Annotated in this window: 19 protein-coding genes; 6 read left to right on the top strand and 13 right to left on the bottom strand. The window is 67.8% G+C overall.

The window, feature by feature from the left end:
* Window positions 1-25: 25 nt before the first annotated feature.
* The gene (locus ACYCUK_RS09865) at window positions 26-1,528 is read right to left on the bottom strand and encodes a peptidoglycan DD-metalloendopeptidase family protein (RefSeq protein ID WP_461594601.1); all 1,503 of its coding nucleotides are present in this window, start codon (window positions 1,526-1,528) and stop codon (window positions 26-28) included.
* Between the two features lie 5 nt (window positions 1,529-1,533).
* Window positions 1,534-3,012 (bottom strand): peptidoglycan DD-metalloendopeptidase family protein, encoded by a 1,479-nt coding sequence (locus ACYCUK_RS09860; RefSeq protein WP_461594600.1) that lies wholly within the window; start codon window positions 3,010-3,012, stop codon window positions 1,534-1,536.
* A 270-nt stretch (window positions 3,013-3,282) separates the two neighbouring features.
* Here ACYCUK_RS09860 and tyrS point away from each other — a divergent pair, with 270 nt between their 5' ends.
* The gene (gene tyrS / locus ACYCUK_RS09855; RefSeq protein WP_461594599.1) at window positions 3,283-4,590 is read left to right on the top strand and encodes a tyrosine--tRNA ligase; all 1,308 of its coding nucleotides are present in this window, start codon (window positions 3,283-3,285) and stop codon (window positions 4,588-4,590) included.
* Between the two features lie 96 nt (window positions 4,591-4,686).
* On the opposite strand, the gene ACYCUK_RS09850 is transcribed toward tyrS, so the two are convergent.
* From ACYCUK_RS09850 to ACYCUK_RS09835, 4 genes are all read right to left on the bottom strand, one after another.
* Window positions 4,687-4,932: a GlsB/YeaQ/YmgE family stress response membrane protein gene (locus tag ACYCUK_RS09850; protein WP_112487897.1), complete on the bottom strand. Its 246-nt coding sequence runs from the start codon at window positions 4,930-4,932 to the stop codon at window positions 4,687-4,689.
* 96 nt (window positions 4,933-5,028) lie between these two features.
* Window positions 5,029-6,279: a M20 aminoacylase family protein gene (locus ACYCUK_RS09845; RefSeq protein ID WP_461594598.1), complete on the bottom strand. Its 1,251-nt coding sequence runs from the start codon at window positions 6,277-6,279 to the stop codon at window positions 5,029-5,031.
* A gap of 132 nt (window positions 6,280-6,411) precedes the next feature.
* Complete coding sequence (locus ACYCUK_RS09840) at window positions 6,412-6,705, bottom strand: c-type cytochrome (RefSeq protein ID WP_233224681.1); 294 nt, start codon at window positions 6,703-6,705, stop codon at window positions 6,412-6,414.
* Window positions 6,706-6,716: 11 nt separating this feature from the next.
* The gene (locus ACYCUK_RS09835; protein ID WP_461594597.1) at window positions 6,717-7,952 is read right to left on the bottom strand and encodes a molybdopterin-dependent oxidoreductase; all 1,236 of its coding nucleotides are present in this window, start codon (window positions 7,950-7,952) and stop codon (window positions 6,717-6,719) included.
* Window positions 7,953-8,287: 335 nt separating this feature from the next.
* Here ACYCUK_RS09835 and bioA point away from each other — a divergent pair, with 335 nt between their 5' ends.
* The 3 genes from bioA to bioF all read left to right on the top strand — a co-directional run bounded on the left by bioA (window position 8,288) and on the right by bioF (window position 12,022).
* Entirely contained in the window at window positions 8,288-9,685 is a 1,398-nt protein-coding gene (gene bioA, locus ACYCUK_RS09830; RefSeq protein ID WP_461594596.1) for an adenosylmethionine--8-amino-7-oxononanoate transaminase, read from the top strand.
* Window positions 9,686-9,773: 88 nt separating this feature from the next.
* Window positions 9,774-10,448, top strand: coding sequence for a dethiobiotin synthase (bioD, locus tag ACYCUK_RS09825; RefSeq protein ID WP_461594595.1), 675 nt, complete (start codon window positions 9,774-9,776; stop codon window positions 10,446-10,448).
* Between the two features lie 410 nt (window positions 10,449-10,858).
* Window positions 10,859-12,022 carry an 8-amino-7-oxononanoate synthase gene (gene bioF, locus ACYCUK_RS09820; protein WP_461594594.1) on the top strand — a complete coding sequence of 388 codons (1,164 nt, stop codon included), beginning with the start codon at window positions 10,859-10,861 and terminating at the stop codon, window positions 12,020-12,022.
* A 384-nt stretch (window positions 12,023-12,406) separates the two neighbouring features.
* On the opposite strand, the gene ACYCUK_RS09815 is transcribed toward bioF, so the two are convergent.
* The 5 genes from ACYCUK_RS09815 to ACYCUK_RS09795 form a co-directional block, all read right to left on the bottom strand.
* Window positions 12,407-13,471, bottom strand: a complete 1,065-nt coding sequence (locus tag ACYCUK_RS09815) for an ABC transporter ATP-binding protein (protein WP_461594593.1) — start codon at window positions 13,469-13,471, stop codon at window positions 12,407-12,409.
* A gap of 4 nt (window positions 13,472-13,475) precedes the next feature.
* Window positions 13,476-14,321, bottom strand: coding sequence for an ABC transporter permease subunit (locus tag ACYCUK_RS09810; protein WP_461594592.1), 846 nt, complete (start codon window positions 14,319-14,321; stop codon window positions 13,476-13,478).
* Between the two features lie 106 nt (window positions 14,322-14,427).
* Window positions 14,428-15,363 (bottom strand): extracellular solute-binding protein, encoded by a 936-nt coding sequence (locus tag ACYCUK_RS09805; protein WP_461594591.1) that lies wholly within the window; start codon window positions 15,361-15,363, stop codon window positions 14,428-14,430.
* A gap of 163 nt (window positions 15,364-15,526) precedes the next feature.
* Window positions 15,527-15,784, bottom strand: coding sequence for a hypothetical protein (locus ACYCUK_RS09800; protein WP_461594590.1), 258 nt, complete (start codon window positions 15,782-15,784; stop codon window positions 15,527-15,529).
* Between the two features lie 179 nt (window positions 15,785-15,963).
* A complete protein-coding gene (locus ACYCUK_RS09795; protein WP_461594589.1) occupies window positions 15,964-16,524 on the bottom strand; it encodes a winged helix-turn-helix domain-containing protein in 561 nt (186 codons plus the stop codon).
* A gap of 234 nt (window positions 16,525-16,758) precedes the next feature.
* Here ACYCUK_RS09795 and ACYCUK_RS09790 point away from each other — a divergent pair, with 234 nt between their 5' ends.
* Both ACYCUK_RS09790 and ACYCUK_RS09785 read left to right on the top strand, forming a co-directional pair.
* Entirely contained in the window at window positions 16,759-17,109 is a 351-nt protein-coding gene (locus ACYCUK_RS09790; RefSeq protein WP_461594588.1) for a hypothetical protein, read from the top strand.
* On the top strand, window positions 17,109-17,747 hold the full coding sequence (locus ACYCUK_RS09785) for an AAA family ATPase (RefSeq protein WP_461594587.1): 639 nt from the start codon (window positions 17,109-17,111) through the stop codon (window positions 17,745-17,747). Before ACYCUK_RS09790 ends, ACYCUK_RS09785 begins: the two co-directional genes overlap by 1 nt.
* A gap of 12 nt (window positions 17,748-17,759) precedes the next feature.
* Here ACYCUK_RS09785 and ACYCUK_RS09780 read toward each other — a convergent pair whose 3' ends face one another.
* Window positions 17,760-20,591 carry a molybdopterin-dependent oxidoreductase gene (locus tag ACYCUK_RS09780; RefSeq protein ID WP_461594586.1) on the bottom strand — a complete coding sequence of 944 codons (2,832 nt, stop codon included), beginning with the start codon at window positions 20,589-20,591 and terminating at the stop codon, window positions 17,760-17,762.
* Window positions 20,592-20,600: 9 nt separating this feature from the next.
* Entirely contained in the window at window positions 20,601-22,505 is a 1,905-nt protein-coding gene (locus ACYCUK_RS09775; protein WP_461594585.1) for an NADH-ubiquinone oxidoreductase-F iron-sulfur binding region domain-containing protein, read from the bottom strand.
* Between the last annotated feature and the right edge of the window lie 96 nt (window positions 22,506-22,601).

Genomic DNA, 22,601 nt, shown 5'->3' with positions numbered 1-22,601 from the left:
TTGCGGGCGCTGCGGCCGAATGCGCTCAGTCGGCCTGCGTCGAGGGCACGAGTTTCGTGGCACTGGCCAGACGCGAGCCCGAACCCGCCGCCTGTGCGAGCTGGGTGCTGAGCAAGGCGGTGGCGGCCATGAAGCTGGCGCGCTCGCCACTCGGCAAAGCCTGGCTGGGCGGCACGTATTGCGCCATTTTCAGGGGGTCGACCACCTGGCCCTTGACTTGGAACTCGAAGTGCAGATGCGCTCCAGTGGACCAGCCGGTGTTGCCCGATTTGGCGATGATCTGGCCGGCCGTGACCTGCTGGCCGGCATGCACATCGAGCTTGCTGAGGTGGGCGTACACCGTCTCGAAACCACCTGGATGGTCGATTTTCACGATATTGCCGTAGCCCGTTTCCTGCCCCGCCTTGACCACGCGGCCGTCGGCCACCGTGCGCACCGGGGTGCCGATGGCGGCTTGAAAATCGACCCCTTCATGCAGCTGCGTGCGCTTGACCACGGGGTCGAAACGCATGCCGAAGCGGGAGGTGATTTTCGCCCCTGGCATGGGCGAGGCGAGGAACACGCGGTTCAGGCTATGGCCCTGCGGGGTGTAATAGGACGCCAGCCCGGGCGCGCCGCGCGGTGCGAACCACAGCGCCTGCACGCTCTTGCCGCGGCTGGTGATTTCGGCGGCGAGCACTCGACCGGTCCGCACCGGACGGCCGTCCACCGTGAGCATCTCGTAGACCACGGCGAAGCGGTCGCCGCGACGCAGATCGCGCTTGAGGTTGAGGCGGTCGGCAAAGATGCGTCCGAGCTGCGCCGTCACGGTGGAAGGCAGGTCGGCACTTTGCGCAGCGCTGGCCAGCGTGCCGCGTATTTCGCCCGCGGCCATGCGGTTCTGGGTCCGCAGGGCCAGCGGCGTGAGGGTCTTGGACCAGCCGTCGGCTGAAGGCAACAGGGTCAGCCGCTGCCAAACGGCGTCGGCCGGGGCGGCCAAATCAGCCTGCACCCCTTTGGGGGATGCCTTGGTAGACGGCGTGTCTGCCGCCGTTCGTTGCGGCGCCAAGGCCAGGTTGCCCTGCAGCTGGCGAAGCTGCCCGGCGCTGTCGACCTGGGCTGAAATTTCGGTGCCGGCATTGCTCAGCACCAGGCTGCGCATCTGGCTGTCGGCGCTGAGTTGGCGCAAGGTGGCCGGATCGGTCACGCCCAGACGTTTGAGCAGGGTCTGCACCGTATCGCTGCGGTTGACTTGGGTCGTGCGGTAGAGCACGACCGGCTGATCGTCCAGCGCCTGCGCCTGAGACGCGGCATCGGTCTGCAGGGCGATGGTCAGGGTGGTTTGCGGGCTGAGCGCCGGGTCGGGTGCGCCGGGAGCGATGGCGTAGGCGGCGATGCCGCTGCCCATCAGCGCCAGGCCCACGGCCAGCGCCACGCGCCGGGGATGGGCCTGCAGGACATCGCGCGCAGCGCGGCTGGACTGGGCGAGTTCCCCACGCATGGCTTGCAGGCATGCACGGAACGTCTGCGGGGACGGCAGGCGAGTCATCGGCTTCACCCCTGTTGCTGGCTGGTGCCGCGCGCGCCTGGCGTGCCCGAGGCGTTCACGCTGGCCACCTCGGGCCCGGGAACCAGGGCCAGCATCTGCCGTGGTGTGGCGGTCTGGGCGAAGAATTCGGTGCGCAAGGCGGCTGGAACCGACATGCCCTTGGGCGAGTAATGCGCAATGGTCAGCGGATTGACCGGGGTGCCGTTGACGAAAAACTGGAAATAGAGGTGCGGCCCGGTGGACCAGCCGGTGTTGCCCGACAGCGCCACCACTTCGCCCTGCTTCACCTGCTCGCCCACATGCACCTCGAACTTGCTCAGATGCGAATAGATGGTGGCGAAGCCGTCGGGATGCACCACCTTCACATACTTGCCGTAGCCCGTGCCCCAGCCGGCGTAGACCACGCGGCCGTCGGCAATGGTCTTGACCGGCGTGCCCACGGGAATGGCGAGGTCGATGCCTTTGTGGAACTCGTGGAAGTGCAGAACGGGATTGGTGCGCCAGCCCCAGCCCGAGGTGATGCGGTCATACGGCAGCGGCGACAGCAGGAAGGCGCGCGCCAGACTGCCGCCCTTGGGGTTGTAGTAACCGGCGGCCTGCGGGTGACCCGGCGGGCTGAACCAGACGGCTGAATGCACATGCCCCTGGTTGATGATTTCGGCCGAGACGATGCGCCCCACGCGCAGCACCTGCCCCTGGGCTTCATACACGCGGTAGGCCACGGTGAAGCGGTCGCCCGGGCGCAGGTCGCGGCGGAAGTTCACCTCTCCGGCGAACAGGTTCACCATTTGGGTGGCGACGGAATCGGGCATGCCGGCGGCGTCGGCCGCGGCGAAGAGGGTGCTCCGGACCACGCCGGTGGCCATGCGCAACTGCGCCTGCGCGGTCTGTTGCGTGACCTCGCTCTGGAAAGCGCCGTCCGGCTGCGACACCAGCGTCAGCAGGCGCCAGGGCTGCTCCGCGGGCTGAGCCGGCGCCAGGTTTGCGCTGTGCACAGCCGCGGATTGGTCCTTCGCTGTCAGCGCCTTGGTCACCTGCGGCAGGCGCGCCTGCAAGCGCACCAGTTCACCCAGGCTGTTGACCTGGGCCGTGACCACGTGGCCCGGCTCTGCGAGCAGGGCGTGCAGATCGGCATTGGCGGCAAGCTGGCGCAGCTGGGCCGGGTCCGTGACCTGCAGGCGGCGCAGCAGCGACTCCACGGTGTCGCCAGCCTGGACATAGGCCGTGGCGTAAACCGATGGGGGCTGGTCTTCGAGCGCCTGCGCCTGCGGCGTGAGGTCGAGCGACAGCGGCACGGTCAGCGTGGTGGCGGGCGGCAACTGGGGCTGGGGGCCGTATTCGGCCAGGCCGAACGCGGTGGCGCTGGTCAGGAGCAGGACTGAACCCACGGCGGCGGTGACGCGCCCAGGATGACCTTCGACCGCTTCACGCAGCTGAAGCATGCCAGCGCGTAGCTGGGCCGAAGTTTTCGCGATAAAACTCATGCGCACTCCTTGAATGTCGAGTGGCGGAACAACCGGTCGGCATCAGCCAACCAGGGCGAAGGGGGTGGAGCGCACCGCGCCATGAAACGGCGGACGATGCCGGACGACAGCCGGTTCAAGCCGTTCTCCGCCGCAGCGGGTGGAGAAGGCCGCCGGATGCGGCTCCAATACACTGCTAGACCTGCGCGATGTTGCGTGTGCTCACGAGAGCCAGGCTGCAGGGCGGCGCCGAGTTTAACAGCCGTTTCACGCGAAAATCCACATAAGTCCATGGCTGATTCCTTTGCTCACAAACCTGACGCCCCACACGGCGCCTCCGCGTCCCGCCCTTCCCTGGGGGCAACCCAGACGCCGCCTCTGAACCCGGAACAGATCCAGGCGGTACGGCAAGCCCTGGCCGTGACCAAGCGCGGCTGCGCCGAACTGCTGGTGGAAGCCGACTGGGTTGCCAAGCTCAGCCGCAGCGCCGCCACCGGCCTGCCGCTGCGCATCAAGCTCGGCCTCGACCCCACGGCGCCGGACATCCACATCGGCCATACCGTCGTTCTCAACAAGCTTCGGCAGCTGCAAGATCTGGGCCATACGGTCATTTTTCTGATCGGCGACTTCACCTCGCGCATCGGCGACCCGTCCGGGCGCAACGCCACGCGCCCGCCGCTGACCATCGAGCAGATCAAGACCAACGCCGAAACCTATTACGCCCAGGCCAGCCTGGTGCTCGACCCGCAGAAGACCGAGGTTCGCTACAACTCCGAGTGGAGCGAGCCGCTGGGGGCCGACGGCATGATTCGCCTCGCCGCCAAGTACACCCTGGCGCGGCTGCTGGAACGCGACGACTTCACCCAGCGCCACAAGGCGGGCATCCCCATCGCCATGCACGAGCTGCTCTACCCATTGATGCAGGGTTACGACTCGGTCGCGCTCAAAAGTGATCTGGAACTGGGCGGAACCGACCAGAAGTTCAACCTGCTGGTCGGGCGCGAGCTGCAAAAAGAATACGGCCAGGAGCCGCAATGCATCCTGACCATGCCCCTGCTGGAAGGGCTGGACGGCGTGGAGAAGATGTCCAAGTCCAAAGGCAATTACATCGGCATTCAGGAGCCGCCCGCGACCATGTTCGCCAAGCTGCTGTCGATCAGCGACGTGCTGATGTGGCGCTATTTCGAGCTGTTGTCGTTCCGACCGCTGGAGGAGATCGCCGCGCTCGAGGCCGAGGTGGACGCCGGTCGCAACCCGAAAGACGCCAAGGTGATGCTGGCACGCGAGATCGTCGCCCGCTTCCACAGCGCCGCTGCTGCCGACGCCGCGCAGGCCGACTTCGAGCTGCGCGCCCGCGGCGGCGTGCCGGACGACATTCCCGAATTACGCCTCAGCCTGCCGGCAGACGGCCTGAGCCTGCCAGCCGCGCTGAAGCAGGCCGGACTGGTGCCCTCCACCGCCGAGGCCCTGCGCATGATCGAGCAGCGCGGCGTGCGCGTGGACGGCGCCGTGGCCGAAGACCGCGCGCTGAAACTGGGTGCCGGCACCGTGGTGCTGCAGGTGGGTAAACGCAAATTTGCGCGGGTGACGCTGGGCTGAACAACACCGGGCAGCGAGCTGAGCAGCCTGCCAGCCTGCGGCAAGGTGAGACGTTTTTGGTCTGCGGGTGACGCGAACCGTCACCCGCAAGGGTGTTCAGGCGCGCTTGACCAGCCGGATCAGGAACAGCAGCACGATGGCACCCAAGGTGGCGACGATGAGGCTGGGGAGGATGCCGCCGCCGGGGAACAAGCCCAGCAGGCGGAAGAGAAAGCCGCCGAGGAAGGCGCCAACGACGCCGACCACCAAGTCGCCCAGGAGGCCAAAGCCGCTGCCTTTGGTGATTTTTCCTGCCAACCAGCCGGCGATGATGCCGATGATGAGAAAACCGATCAAGCTCATGGTGTTTCCTTTGGGTCAGGTGCAGCTTGCCGCAGGGAAATTCCCCGGACTGATTCGGCGCAGCCTAAAGGCTGTGGCAGTGAACCGCAAGCATGATCACAGCATCGTCCCCGCCACTTGGCTCAAGGCCCGTTCCGCCAGGCGGGCATAGAGCGCGGCGCCGAGCGGCAGCACCGCGTCGTTGAAGTCGTAGCGCGGGGTGTGCAGGAAGCCGCCGGCCTCGCAGCCCTGGCCCAGCCGCAGGTAGGCGCCAGGCCGGGCCTGCAGCATGAAGGCGAAGTCTTCGGCGCCCATGCTGGGTGGCAGGTCGCGCACCACGGCGGCGTCGCCCACCAACTCGGCGGCCACTTCGGCGGCGTAATGCGCGACTTGCGGCGTGTTGATGGTGGCGGGGTAGATGCGTTCGTAGTGCAACTCGGCACTGGCGCCGAAGGCCTGCGCGACTGATTGCACGATGCGGCCGAGGCGCTTTTCCACCAGCGCCTGCACCTCGGCGCGAAAGGTGCGCACCGTGCCCACCAGAGTGACCTGGCGCGGAATCACGCTCATGGCAGACAGGTCGCCGCCCTGCATGGCGCAAATGCTGACCACGGCTTCGTCGAGCGGGTTGACGTTGCGGGCGACGATGCTCTGCACCGCGGTGATGATGTGGGCCGACACCAGCACCGGGTCGATGGTCATATAGGGGTGCGCGCCGTGCCCGCCTTCGGCGGTGACCTTGATGGTGATGCGGTCGGCCGCCGCCATCATCGGCCCGGGTGTGAGGCCGATGCGCCCGGGTGGCAAGGCCGGCCAGTTGTGCATGCTGAACACCCAGTCGGTCGGGAAGCGCTCGAACAGGCCGTCGTCCATCATCGCCTTGGCCCCGCCCAGGCCCTCCTCGCCGGGCTGGAAGATGCAGTGCACGGTGCCGGCGAAGTTGCGCGTGGCGGCCAGGTAGCGCGCCGCGCCCAGCAGCATGGCGGTGTGGCCGTCGTGGCCGCAGGCGTGCATCACCCCGCCCTTGCTGGAGCGCCAGGGAAAGTCGTTGTCTTCCTTGATGGGCAGGGCGTCCATGTCGGCCCGCAGGCCGACGGCGCGCACGCAGGACTCGGCGGCTGCGCCCTCGGGCACATCCGGGCAGGGTTTCGCGTCCAGGCGCCCCCGGATCACGCCGACCACTCCAGTGCGGCCGACGCCGGTGTGGACCTCGTCCACGCCATAGCGGCTCAGTTCAGTCGCGACGAATTGCGCCGTGCGATGCTCCGCGAAACCGAGTTCGGGATGGGCATGCAGGTCACGTCGGACGCGCGTGAGCTCAGCGTGGTAGTTGCTGATGTGCTGGATGGGGCCGGTGAGATTCCACATGACGCGTCAAAAAAAGGGCCGGCACTCGACCGGCTCCTTTCATTGGAGCACTGTGCCCGCCTCACCGCAAACCCCACTCGCCCATAGCTGCATTGGCGCAACAGGTTTGCTGCGTCAGCGGCGCGAAGCGGATCACTTCTTCCCGTACTGCGCCACCAGATAGGCGATGATGGCTTTCTGGTCCTCCTCCTTGATCGGGGCGCCCATGACTTTGACCATCTTGTTCATTGTGGCGGTCCAGCCCTTTTCATCGAGGAAGGGCGAATTCATCCGGATGTAGTCCAGGCTGTGGCACATCACGCAATTGGCGGCCACCAGGTCCTTGCCGGCGCCGGGGGCGAGTTGCACGCGCGATTCGTCGGCCGCGGCCGCGCCGAGGCAGGCCAGCAGCAGGCCGGGAACGGCAATCATGTGTCGGAGTTTCATCGCTTCATTCCTCAGGCAATGTGCAGGTCGACCTTCTGCACCACGTTGTGGTTGTAGCCGGCAGGGTTCCAGATCAGGCTGAAGGTCTGGGTGCCGCCGGCCGCGTTGGTGGCGCGCGCCATCACGCTGGCCGCCCCTTTTTTGCGCGGGGTGTAGGGATAGCTGAACTGGCGCCAGGAGTATTTGCCCAGGTCCTGCCCGAGCCGGGCGTCGCGCCAGCTGCGGCCGCCGTCTTCCGACACCTCCACCAGCACGATGCCGCGGCCGTCGTCCCACGCGATGCCCTTGAGCTCGTGCGTGCGTCCGGCGGCCAGCTTCGCCCCGGGCTGGATGTTGGTGAACAGGGAATTGACCACGATGCTGGTGATCGGGGTGTTGGTGCCGCCCGGGCTTTCCTGCGAGACGAAACGATCGATGGCCGGGAACTTGCCCAGCGGCACGCGGTAGGCCGGGTTCATCCAGAACCCGCTCCACGGTTTGGAAACGACCTGGATTTCATCGATCATCTTGACCCAGTAAGTTGCCGTCCAGCCCGGCACCACCAGGCGCAGCGGATAGCCGTTGTGCACCGGCAGGGGCTGGCCGTTCATCTCCCAGGCCAGGATGGTGTTGTCATCCAGCGCCTTCCATACCGGCAGGCTCTTGATGAAGTCCGGCGTCTTGTCCAGCGCCCCCTTGTCGGCGCCGTTCAAGGACACTTCGATGGCCTCATGCTTCACTCCAGCCTTGGCCAGCACGTCCTTCAGGCGCACCCCCTTCCAGCGCGCATTGCCCATGGCGCCGTAACTCCATTCCACACCTGGCACATGGGGCTCGAAAAAGCCGCGCCGGTTGCCCGAACACAGGCACAGCGCGACCAGTTCGACCTGTTCGAACTGGGTTTTCAAATCCTGCATGGAAAACTCCACCGGGGTATTCGCGGCATCCCCGCCAATCTTGAGTTTCCAGCTGTTTTCGTCCGGCGCCTGGGGGATGTCGGCCAGATGCCAGCGCACGAAAAAGGCATCATTCGGCGTCAGGGCCTCGTTGAAATACTCCACCGGCGTTTCATAATTGGCGGGCCGATAGGTGCGTTTGATCAGCGGCCTCTTGCCGGGCAGGGCGTGCAGAACGGATTCCGCCACGTCACCGCTCGGGAGCTGGGGGGTTGGAATATCGAACAGACCGGCCGCCTGGGCCCAGGCTGGTAGCGTCAGGCCGGCACCCGCCGCACCGGCCGCCTTGAGAAAATCTCGGCGTTGTTTCATTGCTTTCCTCGGGGTTTATTGATCACAGTGACTTAGGCCATCAGCAGAAAATACAAACCAGAGTATGCGGAAGCCCTTCCGGTGTATTTGGTTACTGATTGTCGAATATTGAAACATTTAATCGGATCTTTCATCCGGTATATCCCTGATAGCGAACCCCCCGGTCAGTGGCGTCGCCCGGGTTCGACAGCGCCTCCCACTCGACCAGCAGGATGCGGGGCGGGCACCAAGGCGCCCCAATCCAGGAACTGTCTGGCAAGGCGGTCGCCGCTGCATCCTCCTGGTCATGCTTTCTACTTTCTATGATGATGCCTTTGCCCAGACGCAAACCCTCGATGCAACCTCTCTCCAAGACCATCTCTGCGATCGACCTGGCCTCACGCAGCGTGCAAGCCGTCTGGCATCCCTGCACGCAGATGAAGCGGCACGAGGGTGCGCCGCCGCTGGAAATCGTGCGGGGGGAAGGGGTGTGGCTGATCGACGCGCAGGGCAGGCGCATTCTGGATGCGGTGAGTTCCTGGTGGGTGAATGTGTTCGGCCACAACCAGCCGCAGATCAAGACGGCGATTGCGGCGCAGATGGACCGCATCGAGCATGTGATGCTCGCCGGCCTGACGCACGCGCCGGTGGTGGAGTTGTCGGAGCGCCTGCTTGCGCGCACCGGCCTGGGCCACGCGCATTACGGCAGCGACGGCGCCAGCGCCACCGAGATCGCGCTGAAGATGAGCGCGCATTACTGGCGCAATGGCGGCCGGCCGCAGAAGAACCAGTTCATCGGCCTGGCTGGCGGCTACCACGGCGAAACCGTGGGCGCGCTGGCCGTGACCGACGTGCCGCTGTTCCGCCAGAGCTACGCGCCGCTGGTGCGCGTGGCCGCCACCGTGCCGGTACCCGACATGCGCCGCAAGCCTGCGCAACTAAGCGAAGCCGAGTGGGTGGCGCATTGTGCCGCCGCGCTGGAGCAGCACCTGCAGGAGCATGCCGAGCGCACCGCCGCGCTCATCGTTGAACCGCTGGTGCAATGCGCTGCCGGTTTCGTGTTCTACCCGCCCGCCTACCTCGCCCGTGCGCGCGAGCTGTGCACGCAATACGAGGTGCATCTGGTGGCCGATGAAATTGCCGTGGGCATGGGGCGCAGCGGCCGTTTTCTTGCCAGCGAGCAAGCGAACGTGCGGCCCGACTTCCTCTGCCTGAGCAAGGGCCTGACCGGGGGCTACCTGCCGCTGTCGGTGGTGCTCACCACCGACACGGTGTACGCCGCGTTCTATGACGACGATGTCGCGCGCGGCTTTCTGCATTCGCATTCCTACACCGGCAACCCGCTGGCCTGCAGCGCGGCGCTGGCGACGCTGGAGCTTCTCGACGACGCCCGCCTCGCCGCCAACCGCGACCTGGCCGCGCGGCTCGACGCCATCTTCGCCCCGCTGCACGCCCATCCGCGCCTGGCGCATGCGCGGCACATCGGCCTGATCTGGGCCTGGGACGTGACGGACGCCCCGGCCGACTTCGCCCGCCGCTACGCCGCCGCGGCGCTGGCACGGGGTGCGCTGTTGCGCCCCATCGGCAACACGCTGTATTTCATGCCGCCTTACGTCATCGACGAGGCCGCCGCCATGCACTTGCGCGACGCCGCACTGGGGGCGCTGGATGCGGTGCCGATGGAATCGCGCGCGCCAACACCGAGCCCCCTGCACGACGGCACCGCAGTCACGCCACAAGCTGCGCTGCCATGAAGCGGCGAGCTTGCCATCCGGCACCGCGGGGGGATGCGCTCCCCGGCATCCATCGCCCCACCCCATGGCACAACGGACAAGAACCGCGATGAACGACCGCCCTGCCCCCGCCTGGTTCATCGCCGGCACCGACACCGAAATCGGCAAGACCCTGGTGGCCTGCGCGCTGCTGCACAAGCTGCGCGCGAAATTTCCGCGCGTGGTCGGCGCCAAGCCGGTGGCGGCGGGCCTGGAGCCTTCCGGCGTGAATGCCGATGTGCGCGCGCTGCGCGCCGCCAGCAATGTGCCCGTGCCTGCCGAACTCGACAACCCCTATGCCCTGGCCGAGCCGGTGTCGCCCCATCTGGCGGCCCGGGCCGAGGGCAAGGTCATCGACCTGCATCGCATCGCCAGCAGCGTGGCGCGGTTGCGGACGATGGCCGACGCCGTGGTTGTCGAGGGCGTGGGCGGCCTGCTGGTGCCGCTGTCCGACACCGCCGACGGCGGCGATCTCGCCCGCCTGCTGCGCCTGCCGGTGGTGCTGGTGGTGGGGCTCAAGCTCGGCTGCCTGAACCACGCGCTGCTGACGCAGGAAGCCATCGCCACGCGCGGCCTGCATTTCGCCGGCTGGGTCGGCAACCAGATCGACCCCGACATGCTGCGCGCCGACGACAACCTCACCACCCTGCGCAGCCGCCTGCGCGCGCCCTGCCTGGGCGTGATCCCCCACATGGCGGAGCCCGATGCCGCGCAAGCTGCGAGTTTCCTGGAGTTGCCGACCTGAGGGGAAACGCTGGGCAGTTTTTGCGGAACAGTTTCAAATCCAAAACTCAGCACCCGCCATGCATCCGCTATTCAACGACCAAGGGAAACCGGCAAGCGGCCAGTACCGAAATTTCTGGCAACCCGATGCTGCGCTGGCACACTGGGATCAATGACTGGATTAATGGGTCTGGAGCGGCGCCGTCCCGTTGATTACCGCCCCCACGCGGACGCAGACTACGCTGGACATACATCGCATTAGTTCTTTGAATACACGTAGAAAATTATGGTAAATCCTGATTTTTACGCGGATCGATCCCTATTCTGTTCGCGGTAGCCTGCGGGAAGTCGTGCCGAATTCGACACTCCATTCCCCCGTTTTTGAGCCCACGCCATGCGTGAATTCCTGCTCTCTTACATTGTCAAGCCACCATGGCACCTGATTTCTCCGCCGACCTCGACGCCCTCGACGCCGCGCACCTGCGCCGCAAACGCCGTGTGGTGACGCAATACGACGGCGCGCATCTGACGGTGGGCGGCCGTGCCATGCTGGCGTTCTGCGGCAACGATTACCTCGGCCTGGCGCAGCACCCGGCGCTGATCGAGGCGGCGCAAAACGCCGCGGCGCGCTGGGGCGTGGGGGCCACGGCGTCGCCGCTGGTCTGCGGCCACAGCGGCGCGCACGAGGCGCTGGAGCAGGAGCTTGCGGCCTTCGTCGGCTTGCCGCGTGCGCTGTATTTCTACGCGGGTTTCCCGGCCAATGTGGGCATCGTTCCGGCGCTGGTGGAGCGCGGCGACGCGGTGTTTTCCGATGCGCTGAACCACGCCTGCCTGATCGACGGCGCAAGGTTGAGCCGCGCCGAAGTGCAGGTGTACGCCCATGCCGATGTCGATGCCTTGGACAAGTTGCTGGCGGCAAGCCGCGCCCGCCGCAAGCTGGTGCTGACCGACGCCGTGTTCAGCATGGACGGCGACCTCGCCCCGCTGCGCGCCATGCTGGCGCTGTGCGAGCGCCATGACGCCCTGCTGCTGATCGACGACGCCCATGGCTTCGGCGTGCTCGGCCCCGAGGGGCGCGGCACGGCGGCGCACCTGGGCCTGCGCAGCCCGCACCTCGTCTACATGGCCACGCTGGGCAAGGCCGCGGGCGTGGCGGGCGCCTTCGTCGCCGGCGACGATGCGGTGGTCGAGTGGATCATGCAGCGCGCGCGCAGCTACATCTTCGCCACCGCCGCGCCCGCCCTCATCGCCGAGACCCTGCGCGCCAGCCTGAAGCTGATTGCCGCCGAGAGCTGGCGGCGCGAACGCCTGCGGACCCTGGCGGCACGGCTGCAATCGAGCGCAGCGCACTTGCCGGCCGGCTGGACCCTGGGCGCGTCCAGCACCGCCATTCAGCCCATCCTGATTGGCGACAACGCCGCCACGTTGGAGGCCATGGCGGCGCTGTGGCGCGACGGCCTGTGGGTGCCCGCCATCCGCCCGCCCACCGTGCCGCCCGGCACCGCGCGCCTGCGCATCAGCCTGTCGGCCGCGCATACGGTGGAGGACGTGGAGCGGCTGATTGCAGCGCTGGTGCGGCTGCAGGCCACTGCCTAGCGCCAGCTCAGTCCGCCGCGCCTGCCAGCGCCTTTTCGATGCGCCGGTCGGGCACCAGCCACATCGGCGCCGCGGCCACATACACCGCCTGCGCAGCGCGGGCGACCATGGCGAGAGGGCGATGCCGAGCACGTCCAGCGGCGGCGGGAGCTTGCCCTTCCAGTCGCGCCCGATGGCGTTGCCCAGTGTGGTGGAGCCGGCGGCGATGATGGTTCGCTGCAGCAGCCAGTAGGCCAGCGCGGCCAACAGCAGCACCACGCCGTGCGGCACCTTCAGATCCAGCACCATGATGGCGATGACGCCGTCGCTGAAGGCTTCGAGTCGGTTCTTGCCCATGCCGCGCTCCCTGTTCTGGACCGGGGAATTTTCGCGGACGGGGCCGCCTCAGTCGCGGGGCCACGCTTGCAAATGGGCGGCGCGGATGTCCACCGTGAGTTCCTGGCCGAGGCTCAGGGCGTGATGGTCGGCGAGGCGGTAAGGCGCGCGCAGCCACAGCAGAGCGTCGCCGCAACGCAAGGCGGCGGTGGTGTCGGCGCCGCGCACCATGAGGTGTTCGACGCGGCCGAGCACCGGGTTCTCGCTGGGGCGCAGCTCCTGCTGCTTGATGGGCGGCAGCCGCACATCGTCGGCCGACACCACCCAGTCCACCTTGCTGCCGGGCGCGAGTTGCGTGCGTTGCGGCACCCGCAGGGTGAGCGCTGCTTCGTCCCAGCGCAGCAGGGTGCAGGCGCATTGCGGCTCGTGCTTGAGCACGGTGGCGCTGAAGCGGTTGCGGTAGCCGAGCAGCGCCGCTGCCTGGATGCTTTGCGGCCGGGCGAAGACCTCGCGCGGCGTGCCTTGCTGCACCACGCGGCGCCCGGCGAGCAGCACCATCCAGTCCGCCATGGCGGCGAGATGGGCGTCGTGCGTGGCGGCCAGCGCGGGGATGGACAAGCGGTGCATGCGCGACACCAGCTCGGCCATGACGTCGTCGCGGGTGCTGGCGTCGAGCGCCGAGGTGGGCTCGTCCAGCAGCAGGATTTGCGGCTTGCGCGCCAAGGCCCGCGCCAGCGCCACGCGCTGCTGCTGTCCGCCGGAGAGCTGCGCCGGGCGCAGATCGGCCTGCGCCGCCAGGCCCACGGCGGCCAGCAGCTCGCACGCCGCATGGTGTTGCGCGGGCAGGCTGCCGCCCAGGGCGTAGGCCACGTTTTCCCAGGCGCGCAAATGCGGGAACAAGGCATGGCCTTGGGGCAGATAGCCCACCGGGCGGCGCTGCGGCGGCAAGCCGTCGAACGGCGTGGTGCGCGCCGGCACCAGCCCGGCGATGGCCTTGAGCACGGTGCTCTTGCCTTCGCCGCTGGCGCCCAGCAGGACGGTGAAGCCGCGCACCGTGAAGTCGGCATCGAGCACGATGGGCTGGCGAATCGAAGCGCGTATCTGCATCGCCCCCTGGCCGGCACGCATGGGCATGGGCTCACCCTCGCGCATACGGCCGGCGCGACAGTGCGCCCATCAGCAGCGGCAGCGGCAGGCCGATGAGAAAGAACAGCCACAACAGCGGATAGACGGCCGACAGTCCGGTGTCTTGCAGGTTCACCCAGAGCTTCACCGGAATGCCTTGCGGGTAGTAGGCGACGATGAGCACGATGCCGAATTCACCCAAGGCGCGTACCCAGGCCAGCGCCACGCCCGCCCCCAGGCCCAGGCCCGCCAGCGGCACGGTGATGCGCCAGAACGTGCGCCAGGGCGATTGCCCGAGGGTGAGCGAGATTTGCTCCAGCTCGCGCGGCACGCCCTCGAACGCCGAACGCGCGGCGACGATGAAATACGGCGCGCTGCCATACACCTGCGCCAGCAGGAAGGCCTGTGGCGTGTTGGTCAGGCTCAAGCCCAGATGGCCCAGCGGCTGGCCAATCCAGCTGTACGGCCCATAGCTCATCGACAGCAGCAGGCCCATCGCCAGCGGCGGAGTGAGCAGGGGCAGCAACACCAGCAGTTCCATCACCCACTTGCCGCGAAACTCGTGCCGCGCCAGCCACCAGGCCACCGGCGTGCCGAACGCGACGACGATGGCCAGCGCGACCAGGGTGTAGACCACCGACACCCCCAGCGAACCGAGATCGCCCTGTTGCAAATGCAAGGCGCTCCACGGCGTGCTGATGAACAGGCCGACGAACGGCAGGCTGAGGAAGGCCAGCCCGGCCAGGCCGAACACCGCCACCACCCAGGCACGCCGCGCCTGCACCTGTGACGGCTGATGCAGCGGCAGGTGTGGCGGCAAGTGGGCAGTGGCGGCGGAATCCAGCGGGGTGATCGGCATGGTTCAAACGAAGCGGCGGGCGGGCGACAGCAGCGGCGCAAGGCCGTCATTGTCGCCCGCCGCCTATCGGCGCTCGCCGCGGGCGCTCGCAACGGGCTAGGCAGCTTTATTGCAAGTCGCCACCCTTGGGCGCGCTGTAGCCGTAGTCCTTGAACATCTTCTGGCCTGCGGCGCTGGTCATGAGCTTGACGAAGGCTTCGCCCGCTTTCGGGTTGGGCGCGTTGTTCAGCACCGCGGCGTAGAACACCAGCGGCTGGGTGGACAAGTTGTCGGTCTTGCCATTGGGCAGCTTGATGCTGAAGCGCACCTTGCTGTACCAGTCAGCGATCTGCGTCGGGTCGCTGAGGTTGATCTGTTCCGGCAGCTTGATGTAGGGAAGTTTGTGCGAGATCACGGCGCTGAGATAACCCGAGGTGGCGTCGAGCTGGCCCGCTTCCAGGCGCGACAGCAGCGAGGGCTCGGTGAAGATTTGCTGATGGTTCTGCACCCCGCCCAGGATTTTGTCGGCCAGCCCCGGCTGCTTGTAATACTTCTCGGCCAGCAGCATGGTGAAGACGATGTTGCGGCCTTGCGGGTCGGTGGCGGGGTCGGTGCGACCGAACTTCACGCCGGGTTTTTCCAGTACCTCGTACCAGGGCATTTTGCCCGCGGCAGCTGCCTCGAAGTCTTTGGCGAAGCGGCTCTTGTCGCTGTAGGCAATGACCATCTGGGTGCTGGCCACCGGCACCGCCGTGCCGATCAGTCCGGCTTTTTGCAGGATTTCGATGGGGCCGGGCGTGATGGAGACGAATACATCGGGGTTGATCTGTTTGGCCGCGATGAGGTGCGCCAGGCCGAAGGCGCCCGCGCCTTGGCCCTGGTACTGCACCTGCGCCTGTTTGGCGATGGCCGGGCCCAGGCCCTTGTCCATCAACGCGCCCATGGAACCGGCGTAAGCCACGGCCAGTACCGGCTCGGCCGCTCGTGCGGCGGGCATGGTCATCGGCATTGCAGCAGCCAGGGCGGCAGCAAGGCAAAGGGACATCAGGGTGTGTCGGCGCATCGTCGGCTCCATCGGTTTCAGTGAGGGGAAGGCAAGGAAAGGCAATCTCTTGCCCGAAGCAGCTGAAGCGGCTGGAGGCCAGAGCTTACGATTCAACGTATGCGACGGAATATATCGAAAGCGGAATCGGCAAGCAAGTTACGCAAAATGTAACAGGGCCGATTCAACGTGCCGCCGGTTCGGCAATGACGGTGACGATGCCGCGCGCCACCAGCGCCTCGCCGACGAATTTGTACATCGCGCGGTTGCCGCTGTTCCACGAGCCACCGTAGAAGAAAGAACACCTCCACCGGGTAGCTGGCGGCGGGTTGCGGGCGCCGGCGATGGGCTGGTAGACGTCCAGCGGCTCGCGTGGTGCCGGGCCATAGGCAATGTCGCCACGGCAGACGTAGGTGTCGGTCGATGTGAGGCGGTTGATCATCGCCACCGGCGAGCAGGCGGCCAGGGGGTCAGGCAGAGCAGGAAGAGATGTTTGAGCGAACGGCGCGGGGCGGCGGCGATCATGGGGAATCGGTGGTTGGAAGGGGCATGGATGGGTTGGCCAGTTCCGCTGATCGGGCGGCACTCCATCAGCACTACGCCCAGACGGCGCCGCCGGATTCACCTTGCCGTGCCACCCGCCTTGCGCGGCCGGCCGCGGGGACGTGCCGTGGTTGTGACGGGCGCGTCGACCGTGGCGTCCACCATGGTGCCGGCCGGGGCTTCAACAGGGTTGCCGGCTGGCGACGAGGCCGCGCCCTGATGCCCGGTGTCGAGTGCACCGGCCAAGTCGTCGGCAAACACATCGGTCGGCGCCTCGCCGCCTTCGCGCAACAGGGTGTTGAACACCCGCATATCGGCCTCGATGGCGCGCATGGCCTTTTGCTCCAGGCGCCGGTAACGCCGCAGCACCTCGTACCCCAGGGGCGTGAGCAGCGCCCCGCCGCCGCCGCTGCCGCCCTTGCTCGCCTCCACCAGCGGCTCCTTGAACGCGCGGTTCAAGCTGCTGGCCAGCAGCCAGGCGCGGCGGTAGCTCATGTCCATGTCGCGCGCCGCCGCCGAGATGGAACCGGTGCGCGCCAGCGCCTCCAGCAACTTCGCCTTGCCCGGCCCGATGGCCGTGCCCTGCTTGATTTCCAGGCGAACCTTGGGGATGGGGGTGGATGGATCGGATGAAGGCATGGTGGCAGCTCGGGTGGATGGCGCAAGCGCATGGGGCCATGATGGCCGCTCGATATTCCCAAAAAATCATAACGATACGCCTTGCTGCGCGCAAGCCTCATGCGTCCCCGAGATGCGACCCTGGTCTTGGGGCTACCCGGCGGCGGAGATGATGACGTAACGCTGATGATGGAAAAAGGCTAATTTGGGTCAAAAGGGTAAAATTGCCTGTATCCAAAGCCTGGGAGATTCTCCATGCACGCCTTGAGCGAGTTGATGCAGTTGCCACACGCGCCAGCGTCTGACGTGAAAAAACTCGGCTGGCGCGGCATGATGCGCACCCTGCAGCGCGAGGGGGCCGTGGTGGTGACCAACCACAACACACCCGAGGCCGTCATCCTGTCCACCGAGGCTTACACCGCCCTGCAGCGCAGCGCGCAGCAGGGCGCGGCCAAAACCGAAGCCGAACTGGACGCGCTGCGGCAGCGCTTCGATGCGCGCCTGTCGGCCTTGCAGGCAGACGATGCGGCTGAGCGCCTGCGTGCCGTGCTGGGTGGCCCGGCGACCTTGGGCGGCAAGCTCAAGGTCGCCCCGCGCGGTGGTTGATGACGCGCCCGGTCCTGTACGTTCTTGCCGGCGTGAACGGCGCGGGCAAGAGTTCAGTGGGCGGCCACTTGCTGCAGCGCGCGGGGTTGAACTGGTTCAACCCCGACGCCTTTGCACGCGATTGGGTGGAACAAACCGGCTGCGACCAGTTGACGGCCAACGGCATGGCCTGGCAGGAAGGCATGCGCCGCATCGAGGCAGCCCTTGCCGAGGCGCGCAACCATGCGCTTGAAACCACCCTGGGCGGCAACACCATGACCGCGACGATTCAACGCGCCGCGCGCACCCACGATGTGCTGATGTGGTACTGCGGACTGACCTCGCCCGAACTGCACATCGCCCGCGTGCAGGCGCGCGTTGCGGCAGGCGGGCATGCCATACCCGAAGCCATGATCCGCGCCCGCTTCCTGCGTTCGCGGGAAAACCTGCTGCAGCTCATGCCGCATTTGGCGCAATTGCGCGTGTACGACAACAGCGCCGAGGCGGCCCCTGACGGCACCGTGCCCGACCCGCTTTTGCTGCTCGACATGCAGGCAGGCCGCCTGCGCTGGCCCACGGCGCAGGACGTCGAAGCCCTGCGGCGAACGCCGGACTGGGCCAAGCCGCTGCTGGAAGCGGCGCTGCAAACGCAAGCTTGATGCAACCCAGATTCAAGCCTGGGCCATCGCGGCCTGCGGTTTCCCCAGTTTCACCGCGCAATATTTCACCTCGGCGATCTTTCCCCAGGGGTCGAGGGCGGCGTTGGTCAGCAGGTTGGCTGCGGCCTCGGCGTAGGCGAAGGGGATGAACACGGCGTCTTCCGGCATGGCCTCGTCGGCGCGCGTGGCCAGGGTGATGACCCCGCGGCGCGACTCCACCTGCAGCGCCTCCCCCGCACGCAGGCCCAGCTTGGCCAGCAGCGTGGGGTGGATGCTCACCGTGGGCAGGGGCTCCAGGGCGTCGAGCACGCTGGCGTGGCGGGTCATGGCGCCGGTGTGCCAGTGCTCCAGCTCGCGCCCGGTGATGAGCACATAGGGGTAGGCGTTGTCGGGCTGCTCGTCGGCAAAGCCCAGCGGCGCGGGGCGCAGCTTGGCGCGGCCGTCGGCGGTGGGAAAGCGGTCGATGAACACCACGCGCTGTCCCGGTTCGTCTTCCGCCGGGCAGGGATAGGTGACGGAGCCTTCGCGCTGCAGCCTGGCCCAGCTGATGCCGGCGATCGACGCCATCATGCCGCGCATTTCCTCGAACACCGCGCCCACGCCGGCTGCGCCGCCGTGCATGTCCACCTCGGCAATGGGCACCACGCCCAGGCGGCGGCTCATCTCCTGGATGATCCACAAATCCGCCCGCGCTTCGCCGGGGCTGGCCAGCGCCTTGCGGCCGAGCTGCACCAGACGGTCGGTGTTGGTGACGGTGCCGGCCTTCTCCGGCCAGGCCGAAGCGGGCAGCACCACGTCGGCCAGGGCTGCGGTTTCGGTGAGGAAAATGTCTTGCACCACCAGATGCTCCAGCCCCGCGAGCGCTTGTCGCGCGTGGTGCACGTCGGGGTCGCTCATCGCCGGGTTTTCGCCTTCGATGTACATGCCGCGGATGGTGCCGGCGAGCGCGGCGTGGACGATCTCCACCACCGTGAGGCCGGGCGTGCGGCTCAAGTGCCCTTGCGGCAGCGCCCAGTAGCGCTCCACCTGCTCCAGCACCCCGGCGTCCTGCGTGCGCACGTAGTCGGGGAACATCATCGGAATGAGGCCGGCGTCGCTGGCGCCCTGCACATTGTTCTGACCGCGCAAGGGGTGCAGCCCGGTGCCGGGGCGGCCGATCTGGCCGGTGAGCTGGCACAGGGCGATGAGGGCACGCACATTGTCGGTGCCGTGCACATGCTGGGAGATGCCCATGCCCCAGAAGATCATCGAACCCTTGCTGGTGGCGAAAGCGCGGGTGGAGGCGCGGATGTCGGCAGCGGGCACGCCGCAGATCGGCTCCATCGCCTCCGGGCTGAGCGCGGCGACATGCTGGCGGATGGCTTCGACCTCGTCCGGGTGGCAGCGGGCGGCCACACTGGCTCGGTCGAGCAAGTTCTCGGCAAACACCACATGCAGCATGGCGTTGAGCAGGGCGAGGTCGGCGCCGGGTTTGAACTGCAGGGTCATCCAGGCCTTGCGCGCCAGCTCGGTGCGGCGCGGGTCGGCGAGGATGAGGCGGGTGCCGCGCTTGAGGGCGTTCTTCATCCAGGTGGCCCCCACCGGATGGTTCACCGTGGGATTGGCGCCGATGATCAGCACCACGTCGGCCTGCAGCACATCCATCACCGGGTTGCTCACCGCGCCCGAGCCCAGGCCTTCGAGCAAGGCGGCCACGCTGGAGGCATGGCACAGCCGGGTGCAGTGGTCCACGTTATGCGTGCCGAAGCCCACGCGCACCAGCTTCTGGAACAGGTAGGCCTCCTCGTTGGTGCCCTTGGCGCTGCCGAAACCGGCCAGGGCTTTGCCGCCATGCTGCCCGCGGATGCGCAAGAGGCCGCTGGCGGCGCGCTCCAGCGCTTCGTCCCAGGTGGCTTCGCGGAACACCGTGCGCCAGTCGGCAAGCCGGACCTGCCCGGGGTTCTTCGGCGCATCGTCGCGGCGAATCAGCGGCTTGGTGAGGCGCGCCGGGTTGGCGACATAGTCGAAACCGAAACGGCCCTTGACGCACAGCCGGCTTTGGTTGGCGATGCCGTCACGGCCTTCGACGCGGGCGATGTGTTCATGGCCTTGCGCATCCGGCTGGACGTGATAGGTGAGCGCACAGCCCACGCCGCAATAGGGGCAGACCGAATCGACCTCGCGGCTGGAGAGCTTGGCCCAGGAGCCGTTGCCCGGGGCCAGCGCGCCGGTGGGGCAGGCTTGCACGCATTCGCCGCAGGCCACGCAGGTGCTCTCGCCCATGGGTGCGCCTTGGTCGAACACGATGCGCGCCCCAGCCCCGCGCCCGGCCAGGCCGATGACGTCGTTGCCCTGCTCCTCGCGGCAGGCGCGCAGGCAGCGGGTGCACTGGATGCAGGCGTCGGCATTGAAGGTGATGGCGGGATGGGAGTTGTCCACCGCTGGAGCTTGCGGCCAATGGGCGGCTTCGGCCTGTACGTCTCGGAATGCGGCCGCGTAGCGGCTGCGGTCGGCACCCAGGCGCTGCGCCCAGTGGTCGAGTTCGTCGTTGACGCGATCGACCCGCTGCGGCTTGCGCGCAGCCAGCAACTCGAGCACGCCGCGTTGCGCCGCCAGGGCGCGGGGGCTCTGTGCCCGCACCTGCATGTCGGGCGCCACCGTGCGGCAGCACGACGCCGCGAGCACGCGCTCGCCGGCCACTTCGACCATGCAGGCGCGGCAGTTGCCCACGGGGCGCAGAGGGTCTTGATGGCACAGATGCGGAATCTCCACGCCGTGGCGCTGCGCCGCGGCCCAGATGGTTTCTCCCGCGTGCGCGGTGAGGGGTTTGCCGTCCAGACTGAAGGCGACGGTGGGTGGGGTCATGTCCATGATTCAGATCTCCGCTGTCGCACGGCCGCTTCCGACTTCCTGCGGGAAGTGGCGCAGCACGCTGTCGGTGGGGTTGGGGGCGGCCTGGCCGAGGCCGCAGATGGACGCGTCGCGCATGATCTGGCTTAAAGCGCCGATGTGCGCGCCGTCCCATTGCGAAGGGGCCATCGCGGCGAGCATCTGGTGCGTGCCTTCGCGGCAAGGAGTGCATTGGCCGCAGCTCTCGTGGGCGAAGAACTGCATGAGGTTGCGCGCGGCGTTTGTGGCGGTGTCGGTGTGATGCGGATTCCTGCCGAGAACGATGACGGCCATCGAGCCGATGAAGCAGCCTTGCGCGTCCAGGGTGCCGAAGTCCAGCGGCAGGTCGGCTTGGCTCTCATTGAGTATGCCGCCGGACGCGCCGCCGGGCAGCACGCCGTACAGGGTCCAGCCGGCGGCCATGCCGCCGCAGTATTCGTCGATGAGTTCGCGCGAGGTGATGCCCGCCGGTGCCAGAACCACGCCGGGCTTGGCGACGCGGCCCGAGACGGTGAAGCGGCGCAGGCCTTTGCAGCCACGCCGGCCTTGGTTGGCCCAGGCGAGCGGGCCATTCAGAATATCGCGCACCCACCAGAGGGTTTCGACGTTGTGCTCCAGCGTGGGCCTGCCGAACAGGCCGCTGATGGCGACGATGGGCGGCTTGAGCCGGGGCATGCCGCGTTTGCCTTCGAGCGATTCGATCAGCGCCGATTCCTCGCCGCAGATATAGGCCCCGGCACCACGGCGCAGCGCCACTTGGGGCAGGCGCTTGCGCACCTCGGCGTCGCTGCCCGGTTCATCATCCGCCGCGCCGCCAATATCCACCCCGCCATAGCGCAGCAGCCCGGCGGCGTGCAGGGCTTGCAGTTCGCGGTGCAACAGCGCGCCCTCGGCGGCGTATTCGTCGCGCAGGTAAATCCACACCCGGCCTGCGGCCACGGCCCAGGCGGCGATCAGAATGCCCTCCAACATGCGGTGCGGCGTGGTGCGCAGCAGGTGGCCGTCCTTGCAGGTGCCCACCTCGCCTTCGTCGGCGTTGATCACCACCAGGCGTGGGCCCGGCTGCTGCGCCACGGTGCGCCATTTGCGCACGCTGGGAAACCCGGCACCGCCCAGGCCGCGCAACTCGGCGTCCTCGATGCGCTGCATCGCCACTTCAGGGGTGATGCGCCCGGCACGGCAATCGGCCAGCAGGGCGTAGCCGCCCCCTGCGCGATAGGCGGCGAGGTCTTCGGCATCCTGCGGCGCTGGCGGCGCGACGTTCCCCACCCCAACCCTCCCCGCAGGGGGGGAGGGCGTGTTCTCGCCTCCCCCGCCGGCGGGGAAGGTCGGGAGGGGGATGGCTTGCGGCAGGGCGGCGAGCACCGCTTGCGCCGTGGCATGGCCCAGTGCCTGGCGCCCGACCAGCACGCCGGGGGCCCGGGTGCACAAGCCCATGCAGGACGCGCCCTCCACCGCGACGCCATCGCCGCAGCGTTGCTGCAGGTCGGTGAGCAGCGCATCGGCCCCGGCCAGGGCACAGCTCAGATTGGTGCACACGCGCACGGTGGCCGTGGGCGCGGGTTCGTCTTCGCGCAGCAGGCGAAAGTGGTGGTAGAAGCTGGCGACTTCAAACACCTCGCTGGTGCTCAGGCGCAGCCATTCGGCCAGCGCGGCGAGGCGCGAGGGGCGCAGGCCGCCTTCGGCGTCGTTGATGCGGTGCAGGTGCTCCATCAGCAGGTCGGGCCGGGCGGCCAGATCGGCGCAAGCGGCTTGCACGGCTTGCCGCGCCTGCGGGCTGACCAGGCCGCCGCGCGGAGTGTTGCGCATGAAGCGCAGCGGCTGGGGGCGAGCGGCGCTTTGCTGCGGCTCGACGGCGCGGGGAACCTTTGTAGGCGCTGTGGTGGACATGACGGCGGGACTCGATTGTTGTGATGTGTCTTGGGTGCTCGTGAAGCGACGAGGCCGGCTGCATGCCGGCCTCGGATGTTCTACCGACTGGGCAGC

It is taken from the genome of Thiomonas sp., from assembly GCF_054608695.1.
The sequence above is the reverse complement of the archived record's forward strand: the minus strand, read 5'-3'. Positions and strand labels throughout refer to the sequence as shown.

Excerpts from the sequence above, each read along its gene's own strand:
- ACYCUK_RS09795 (WP_461594589.1), bottom strand. The coding sequence starts at position 16,524 with ATGCCTTCATCCGATCCATCCACCCCCATCCCCAAGGTTCGCCTGGAA.
- ACYCUK_RS09865 (WP_461594601.1), bottom strand. The coding sequence starts at position 1,528 with ATGACTCGCCTGCCGTCCCCGCAGACGTTCCGTGCATGCCTGCAAGCC.
- ACYCUK_RS09835 (WP_461594597.1), bottom strand. The coding sequence starts at position 7,952 with ATGAAACAACGCCGAGATTTTCTCAAGGCGGCCGGTGCGGCGGGTGCC.
- ACYCUK_RS09800 (WP_461594590.1), bottom strand. The coding sequence starts at position 15,784 with ATGATCAACCGCCTCACATCGACCGACACCTACGTCTGCCGTGGCGAC.
- ACYCUK_RS09805 (WP_461594591.1), bottom strand. The coding sequence starts at position 15,363 with ATGCGCCGACACACCCTGATGTCCCTTTGCCTTGCTGCCGCCCTGGCT.
- ACYCUK_RS09790 (WP_461594588.1), top strand. The coding sequence starts at position 16,759 with ATGCACGCCTTGAGCGAGTTGATGCAGTTGCCACACGCGCCAGCGTCT.
- ACYCUK_RS09780 (WP_461594586.1), bottom strand. The coding sequence starts at position 20,591 with ATGACCCCACCCACCGTCGCCTTCAGTCTGGACGGCAAACCCCTCACC.
- ACYCUK_RS09850 (WP_112487897.1), bottom strand. The coding sequence starts at position 4,932 with ATGAGCTTGATCGGTTTTCTCATCATCGGCATCATCGCCGGCTGGTTG.
- ACYCUK_RS09815 (WP_461594593.1), bottom strand. The coding sequence starts at position 13,471 with ATGCCCATGCGTGCCGGCCAGGGGGCGATGCAGATACGCGCTTCGATT.
- bioA (WP_461594596.1), top strand. The coding sequence starts at position 8,288 with ATGCAACCTCTCTCCAAGACCATCTCTGCGATCGACCTGGCCTCACGC.
- ACYCUK_RS09840 (WP_233224681.1), bottom strand. The coding sequence starts at position 6,705 with ATGAAACTCCGACACATGATTGCCGTTCCCGGCCTGCTGCTGGCCTGC.
- bioD (WP_461594595.1), top strand. The coding sequence starts at position 9,774 with ATGAACGACCGCCCTGCCCCCGCCTGGTTCATCGCCGGCACCGACACC.
- ACYCUK_RS09860 (WP_461594600.1), bottom strand. The coding sequence starts at position 3,012 with ATGAGTTTTATCGCGAAAACTTCGGCCCAGCTACGCGCTGGCATGCTT.
- ACYCUK_RS09785 (WP_461594587.1), top strand. The coding sequence starts at position 17,109 with ATGACGCGCCCGGTCCTGTACGTTCTTGCCGGCGTGAACGGCGCGGGC.
- ACYCUK_RS09775 (WP_461594585.1), bottom strand. The coding sequence starts at position 22,505 with ATGTCCACCACAGCGCCTACAAAGGTTCCCCGCGCCGTCGAGCCGCAG.
- ACYCUK_RS09810 (WP_461594592.1), bottom strand. The coding sequence starts at position 14,321 with ATGCCGATCACCCCGCTGGATTCCGCCGCCACTGCCCACTTGCCGCCA.
- ACYCUK_RS09845 (WP_461594598.1), bottom strand. The coding sequence starts at position 6,279 with ATGTGGAATCTCACCGGCCCCATCCAGCACATCAGCAACTACCACGCT.
- tyrS (WP_461594599.1), top strand. The coding sequence starts at position 3,283 with ATGGCTGATTCCTTTGCTCACAAACCTGACGCCCCACACGGCGCCTCC.
- bioF (WP_461594594.1), top strand. The coding sequence starts at position 10,859 with ATGGCACCTGATTTCTCCGCCGACCTCGACGCCCTCGACGCCGCGCAC.